We start from the raw sequence: 8,868 nt of genomic DNA on the forward strand, positions 1-8,868 counted from the left end.
AGAGACTCCGTACGGCCTTCCACCGAAGCCTCGCCCCGGCTCCACCGCACCAGGTCACCCGTCCGGTACATCCGCTCCGCGGGATCGAACGGGCTCGCCACAAAACGATCCGCCGACAAATCCGGACGAGTCACATAACCGCGCGCCAACTGATCACCCGCGAGATACAGCTCACCCACCACACCCGCAGGAACCGGGCGCAACCGCGAATCCAACACATACACACGGCTGTTCCACTGCGGCACACCAATCGGCACACTGCCCGACTCATCACCGGTCGCCTGCCAATACGTGATCGACACCGCAGCCTCGGTCGGACCATACAAGTTATGCACAGCCGCATCAGAGATCGCGTGCATCGCCGCCACCGTCTCCGGCGGCAACGCCTCACCGATCACGAACACATGCTCGAGAGTCGGGATAGAACCCGCGGCAGTGTGGGCAGCGAACACACCCAACATCGACGGCACAAAGTCAGTGACCGTCACCCGCTGCTCGGCAATAACCCGCGCCAGGTACTCGGTATCCCGGTGACCGTCCGGCGTCGCCACCACCAAATGCGCACCCGCAGCCAACGGCAGGAAATAACCCCACAACGACACATCGAACGTCGTCGCCGTCTTCTGCAAATACACATCCGAAGCACCCAACGGGTACTCCGCCAGCATCCACGCAACCTGATTACTGATCGCCGAATGCGGAACCGCCACACCCTTCGGACGCCCGGTAGACCCGGACGTGAAGATCACATACGCCGTATTCGACGGCCGCACCGGCGACAACCGATCCGCATCGGCCACCACGGAATCGGCGTACCGGGAGATATCCAGGCCATCCAACGCCAGCACCGGGACAGCGGTGTCTTCGGGCACGGCAGCCGAATCACCGGTAGTCGTCAACACACACAGCGGTGCCGCGGTATCGAGAATGTAGCCGATCCGCTCCGCCGGATGCGCCGGATCCAACGGCACATACGCACCACCCGCAGCAACGACGGCATACATACCGACCACGAGATCCAGTGAGCGGGAAACCAGCAATCCGACAAGGGTCTCCGGCCCGACACCCTGCGCGATCAGATGCCGCGCGAGCCGATTCACCCGACCCGCGAACTCACCATAGGACAGACTCGTCCCCTCGAACGAAACCGCCACCCGATCCGGATACGCCGCCGCCACCGCATTGAAACCATCCAACAACAACCCCGCCGGCAGCCGATGCTCGGTCGCATTCCACTCCGCCAGCACCCGAGCGCGCTCGACCGGGGCGAGAACCTCCAGATCACCGACAGCGGTTTCGGGAGCGGACACGATCTCCCGCAGCAACCGCGCGAATCGGCCCAGGAAGCCTTCCACCGTGGCGTGATCGAACAGGGCCGTGGCATAGGTCAGATACCCGGCCAGACCCTCCGGTGCCCCGGCAGCGTCATAGGTATCCCCCAGGACCAGGTTCAGATCGAACTGCGAGATCTCGGTATCGGTATCGATACCGGAGACCGTCAGGCCCGGGAGTTCCAGCACCGACTGTGCCAGGTTCTGGAATGTCAGCCCCACCTGGAACAGCGGATGCCGTGCTGTGGACCGCGCCGGGTTGAGTACCTCGACCAGGCGTTCGAACGGCACATCGGCGTGCGCGAACGCCGCGATACCGATTTCCCGCTGCCGGCGGAGCAGATCGGTGAACGCTTCCCCACGATTCAGCTCGGTCCGGAACACCAGCGTGTTCACGAACATACCGACCAGATCGTCCAGCGCCCGTTCACCGCGGCCCGCCACCGGGGTACCGATGGTGATGTCGTCGCTGCCGGACAGCCGGGACAGCAGCACCGCCAGCGCGGAGTGCACGACCATGAACAGGGTCGCGTTCTGCTGCTGGGCGACCCGCTGCAAACCGGCATGGGTTTCCGCGTCGATCGCGAACCGCACGCGACCACCGGCGAAGGTCTGTACCGCCGGGCGCGGCCGATCCGCCGGGAGGTCCAGCTGATCCGGCACTCCGGCCAGCGCGGACTGCCAGTAACCGACCTGCTGTGCCGCGATCGATTCCGGATCGGATTCGTCCCCGAGCAGCTCACGCTGCCAGATGCTGTAGTCGGCGTACTGCACCGGCAACGGCGTCCACCCCGGGGCCTCGCCGGTCACCCGTGCCGCATAGGCGGTCATCAGGTCCCGGGTCAACGGGCCCACCGAGGAACCGTCGGCGGCGATGTGGTGCACCACCATCGCCAGCACCCATTCGTCGGGTCCGGTGGTCAGCAGCAGCACCCGTACCGGCGCCTGTTCGGTGACATCGAAGCCGACCGACATGAGTTCGGCGACCCGCGCCACCGGATCGTCCGCGGCGGCGATCTCCATCCCGCCGATCACCTGTGCGGCCGGCAGAACTTCCTGATACGGCAGGTCCCCGGCGCCGAGCGGGTACCGGGTCCGCAATGATTCGTGTCGTTCCAGCACATCCGCGACAGCCGCACGCAGTGCCTCGACATCCAGTGCACCGGTCAACCGGATCGCCACCGGCAGGTTGTAGGCCGCCGACTGCTGATCGAACCGGTTCAGGAACCACATCCGCTGCTGCGCCAACGACAACGGCACCCGCTCCGGACGCTCGCGCGGTGCGAGAACGGGCAGGTTTCCGCGGCGCGTGGCGGTTTCCGCCGCAGCGGCCAGCGCGCTGACGGTGGAGGCCTCGAACAGCATCCGCACCGGCACCTGCGTACCCAACGCCGCACCCAACCGCGCCGCGACCTGCGTCGCGATCAGCGAGTTACCGCCGAGAGCGAAGAAATCGTCATCCGCGCCGATCCGCTCGACACCGAGGACCTCGGCGAACACACCGGCAACGATCTCCTCGATCGGAGTCGACGGTGCCCGGAACTCCCGGGTCTCGAACACCGGCGCCGGCAGCGCCTTACGGTCCAGCTTGCCCGAAGTGTTCAAGGGGAACGCATCGAGCTCCATCACCACGGCCGGGACCATGTAGACCGGCAGCACCTCACGCAATGCGTCCAGCAGCGCAGCCGTAACGATCTGTTCGCCGGGGGCGGGCACCACATAGGCGGCCAGCTGCTCACCCAGATCCGACGCCGCCACCGTCACCACAGCCTGGCTGACCACCGGCTGCGCCAGCAACGCCGACTCGATCTCACCCAGCTCGATCCGCTGACCACGGAACTTCACCTGGAAATCGGTACGACCCAGATACTCCAGCACCGGCAGGGACTCCGTACGGCCTTCCACCGAAGCCTCGACCCGGCTCCACCGCACCAGGTCACCGGTCCGGTACATCCGCTGACCGGCATCGAACGGGCTCGCGACGAACCGATCCGCTGACAAATCCGGACGAGTCACATAACCACGAGCCAACTGATCACCCGCGAGATACAGCTCACCCACCACACCCGCAGGAACCGGCTGGAGACGGGAATCCAACACATACACACGGCTGTTCCACTGCGGCACACCAATCGGCACACTGCCCGACTCATCACCGGTCGCCTGCCAATACGTGATCGACACCGCAGCCTCGGTCGGACCGTAGAGGTTATGCACAGCCGCATCCGAGATCGCGTGCACCGCGGACACGGTCTCCGGCGGCAACGCCTCACCGATCACGAACACATGCTCGAGAGTCGGGATAGAACCCGCCCGCGTATGGGCGGCGAATACACCCAGCATGGACGGGACGAAGTCGGTCACCGTGACGCTGCGCTCGGCGATCGTCCGCGCCAGGTACTCGGTGTCACGGTGACCGTCCGGCGTCGCCACCACCAGGTGCGCACCGGCAGCCAAGGGCAGGAAGTAACCCCACAGCGACACATCGAACGTGGTCGCGGTCTTCTGCAGGTACACATCGGAGGCATCCAGCGGATATTCCGCCAGCATCCACGCGACCTGATTCGCAATCGCCGAATGCGGAACAGCTACACCCTTGGGCCGGCCCGTGGACCCGGACGTGAAGATCACGTACGCGGTATTCGACGGCCGCACCGGCGACACCCGATCGATATCGGTAACCGGTGCGGTATCACGATCACTCAGATCGAGGGTGTCCAGTGCCAGCACCGGCACACCCGTCCCCTCGGGCACCGCACCCGCGTCGGCAGTGGTGGTCAGCACGCACAGCGGCGACGCCGTATCCAGGATGTAGCCGATCCGCTCCGCCGGATGCGCCGGATCCAACGGCACATACGCACCACCGGCCGCCACCACGGCATACATACCGACCACGAGATCCAGCGACCGCGACACCAACAACCCGACGAGAGTCTCCGGACCCACACCCTCGACGATCAAATGCCGCGCGAGCCGATTCACCCGACCCGCGAACTCACCATAGGACAGACTCGTCCCCTCGAACGAAACCGCCACCCGATCCGGATGCGCCGCAGCCGCCGCATTGAACCCATCCAGCAACAACCCCGCCGGAAGCGCATGCTCGGTCGCGTTCCACTCCGCCAGCACCCGAGCGCGCTCGACCGGGGCGAGAACCTCCAGATCACCGACGGCGGTCTCGGGTGCGGACACGATCTCCCGCAGCAGGCGCGCGAACCGATCGACGAAGCCTTCCACCGTGGCGTGATCGAACAACGCCGTGGCATAGGTCAGATAACCCGAAACACCCTGCGGCACACCCGATTCGTCATAGGAATCGCCGAGGATCAGGTTCAGGTCGAACTGCGAGATCTCGGCATCGACATCCACACCCGACACCGTCAGGCCCGGCAGTTCCAGACTCGACTGCGCCAGGTTCTGGAACGTCAGCCCCACCTGGAACAACGGGTGCCGCGACTGCGAACGCGCCGGGTTGAGGACCTCCACCAGGCGTTCGAACGGCACGTCCGCGTGCGCGAACGCCGCGATATCGACCTCACGCTGCCGCGACAACAGATCCGCGAACGACTCGCCGCGATCGAGCTCGGTCCGGAACACCAGCGTGTTCACGAACATACCGATCAGATCATCGAGGGCCGCTTCACCGCGGCCTGCGACCGGCGTTCCGATGGTGATGTCCTCGGTTCCGGACAGCCGCGACAGCAGCACCGCCAGCGCGGAGTGCACGACCATGAACAGCGTCGCACCCTGCTGCTGCGCGACCCGCTGCAGACCGGCATGGGTCTCGGCATCGAGGGCGACCTCGACCCGGCTACCCGCAAAGGACTGCACCGCCCGACGCGGCCGGTCCATCGGCAGATCCAGCTGATCCGGCACGCCGGCCAGCGCGGACTGCCAGTAACCGACCTGCTGCGCCGCAATCGATTCCGGATCGGTCTCGTCACCGAGCAGCTCACGCTGCCAGATGCTGTAATCCGCGTACTGCACCGGCAACGGCGCCCATCCCGGGGCGTCCCCGGCCGTACGCGCGGCATAAGCGGTCATCAGATCCCGCGTCAGCGGGCCCACCGAGGAACCGTCCCCGGCGATGTGATGGATCACCATCGCCAGCACGAACTCGTCGGCTGTGCCGTCGACCTGGAACAGCGCCACCCGCAACGGCACCTCGGCCGTCACATCGAAACCGGCTGACATCAGGTCGCCGACCCGGGCCACCACATCATCGGTGGACTCGACGGCGAGCCCCCCGGCGATCGCTTCCGCGGCCGGCCGGACCTCCTGATACGGCACGCCGTCCGGACCCGCCGGGTAGCGGGTCCGCAATGTCTCGTGCCGTTCCACCAGATCGGTGACCGCCTGCCGCAGCGCGTCCACATCGAGATCGCCCGACAAACGGATCGCCAACGGGAAGTTGTACGCCACCGACTCCGGATCGAACCGGTTCAGGAACCACATCCGCTGCTGCGCCAACGACAACGGCACGAACTCCGGACGCGACTGTGGTACCAGGGTGTTACGCCCGCCCGAACCCGCGTGCTGCTCCACCCGGACCGCCAGACCGGCCACCGTGGACGCCTCGAACAGCGCGCGCACCGGCACCGTGGTGTTCAGCGCCTTACCCAACCGCGCAGCGACCTGCGTCGCGACCAGCGAGTTACCGCCGAGGGCGAAGAAATCGTCCTCCACACCCACCCGGTCCACACCGAGGACCTCGGCGTAGATACCGGCCACGATCTCTTCGATCGGAGTCGACGGCGCCCGGAACTCCCGCGTCTCCAGCACCGGCTCGGGCAGCGCTCTACGATCCAGCTTCCCGTTGACGTTCAACGGCAGCGCATCGAGTTCCACGAATACCGAGGGCACCATGTACGACGGCAACCGCTGCCCGAGTTCGGACTGGATGCGCGCGGTGTCCAGAGCGGCTTCATCGCCGGGCACCACATACCCGACCAGCCGATCCCCGGTCCGCGGATCCGTGGCGACCAGCACCGCGGCCTGCGCGACCTCGGGCAGCGCCAACAGCGCCGCCTCGATCTCCCCGAGCTCGATCCGGAAACCACGGAGCTTCACCTGGAAATCGGACCGGCCCACATAATCCAGTTCGCCGGCCGCGGTCCAGCGGGCCACGTCACCGGTGCGGTACATCCGCTGCCCCACCGTGAACGGATCCGCTACGAACCGGTCCGCGCTCAGATCCGGCCGTCCGAAGTACCCGTCGGCCAACTGGACGCCCGCCAGATACAACTCACCCGCGACACCGTCGGGCACCGGCTGCAACCGCGAATCCAGCACGTACACACGGCTGTTCCACTGCGGCACACCGATCGGCACCGAACCCTGATCGGCCTCGGTCACCTCGTGCGTGGTGATCGACACCGCCGCCTCGGTCGGACCGTACAGGTTGAACAGCCGGGCACCCGGAGAACGGGTGAACATCTTCCGCGCGGTCGCCGCCGGCAGCGCCTCACCGATGGCGAGCACCTGCCGCACCGACTCGGACAACCCGGTCTCGGTGTTCAGCAACGCGTCCAGCATCGACGGAACGACCGTCAACGTGGTCACCTGAGCCCGGGCCATCAGCTTGTTCAGATACGACGGATCCCGATGCCCGTCGGCCTCGGCGATCACCATCCGGCCACCGGACACCGCCGCCAGCCAGAACTCCCACACCGACGCGTCGAACGTCGCCGCGGTCTTCAGCAATACCGCATCCGTTGCGGCCAGCCCGAACTCGGCGGTCATGTAACGCAACTGGTTCGCGACGGCCGCATGCGGAACCGCCACACCCTTCGGACGACCCGTCGAACCGGACGTGAAGATCACATAGGCAGTATTCGACGGCCGCAACGGTGCCACGCGCTCGGCATCGGTCACCGGTGCCGCGTCGAAATCGCCGAGATCGAGAGCATCCACAGCCACCGACGGGACACCGGCGAGGAGACTGCCGCCCTCGGCGCCGCTGGTCAGCACACACACCGGTGCCGCGGTGTCGAGGATGTAACCGGTTCGTTCGGCGGGCTGGTCCGGATCCACGGGAACGTACGCACCGCCGGCAGTGGTGACCGCATACATCGCGACCACCAAATCCACCGACCGCCGCATCCCCAGCACAACCCGATCCTGCGGGCCCACACCCACCGAAATCAGATACCGGGCCAACCGATTGACCCGAGCACCCAACTCCGCGTAGGTGACCGGGGAATCGTCGGCGGCAACCAGCGCGACCGCATCGGGCGTGGCCGCGACCGTCGCGTCCAGCAGCGACGCCAGTGTCGCCGCCGGATCCAGTTCCCGATCGGTGTCGTTACGGGCCGCCAGCGCCGTCCGTTCGGCGGGGGCCAGAATCTCCAGCTGCCCGACCGCGGTATCCGGTGCGGCGACGATCTCACTCAGCAAGCGGGTGAACCGGCCGGCGAATTCCTGCGCGGTGGCGTGGTCGAACAGATCGGTGGCATAGGTCAGGTGGCCGCACACACCCTGCGGCGCACCCTCACTGTCATAAGCGTCCGCGACGATCAAATGCAGGTCGAACTGGGAGATCCCGGTGTCGACCTCCATTCCGGAGACCGTCAGGCCCGGCAGTTCCAGCAGCGCCTGGGCCAGGTTCTGGAACGAGAAACCGACCTGGAACAAGGGATGCCGTGCCGTGGATCGCGCCGGGTTGAGCACCTCGACCAGCCGCTCGAACGGCACATCCGCATGCGCGAACGCCGCGATATCGACCTCACGCTGCCGCGACAACAGATCCGCGAACGACTCACCACGATCCAACTCGGTCCGGAACACCAGCGTGTTCACGAACATACCGATCAGATCATCGAGAGCCTGCTCGCCACGACCCGCCACCGGGGTTCCGATGGTGATGTCCTCGGTTCCGGACAGCCGCGAGAGCAGCACCGCCAGGGCGGAGTGCACGACCATGAACAGGGTCGCGTTCTGCTGCCGGGCGACCCGCTGCAAACCGGCATGGGTCTCGGCATCGATAGCGACCTCGACCCGGCCACCGGTGAACGACTGTGCGGCCGGGCGCGGCCGATCCGCCGGCAAATCCAGCTGGTCGGGTATACCGGCCAGCGTCGACTGCCAGTATCCGACCTGCTGCGCCGCCAGCGACTCCGGATCGGATTCATCGCCGAGCAGTTCGCGCTGCCAGATGCTGTAGTCGGCGTACTGCACGGGCAGCGGCGCCCACCGGGGCACCTCGCCGACGACCCGAGCGGCGTAGGCGGTCATCAGGTCCCGGGTCAAGGGCCCGGCCGACGAACCGTCACCGGCGATGTGGTGGACCACCATCGCCAGCACGAACTCACCGGAGACGGCCTCGCCGGTGGCCGCGGAAGTCGCGCCCACCTCGAACAACGCCATCCGCAACGGCACATCGGCCGTGACATCGAAGGTCGCCGAAGCCAACTCCGTCACCGCCGCCACCACATCCGCGGCGGCGACCACGCGGACCTGGAGTCGCGGCGTCGCCTCCGCGGCCGGAAGGACGACCTGCACCGGACCGGAATCGGTTTCCGGGTACACCGTGCGCAAA

General features: G+C 66.6%; 1 protein-coding gene. It reads right to left on the reverse strand.

All coding sequences use genetic code 11. The features are described 5' to 3' along the window. Window positions 1–8,868, reverse strand: an 8,868-nt coding sequence (locus NGR01S_RS29605) for a non-ribosomal peptide synthetase (protein WP_157107512.1), incomplete at both ends; no start/stop codon positions are given.

This window comes from Nocardia grenadensis NBRC 108939 (genome assembly GCF_001613445.1).
GTDB classification, from domain to species: domain Bacteria; phylum Actinomycetota; class Actinomycetes; order Mycobacteriales; family Mycobacteriaceae; genus Nocardia; species Nocardia grenadensis.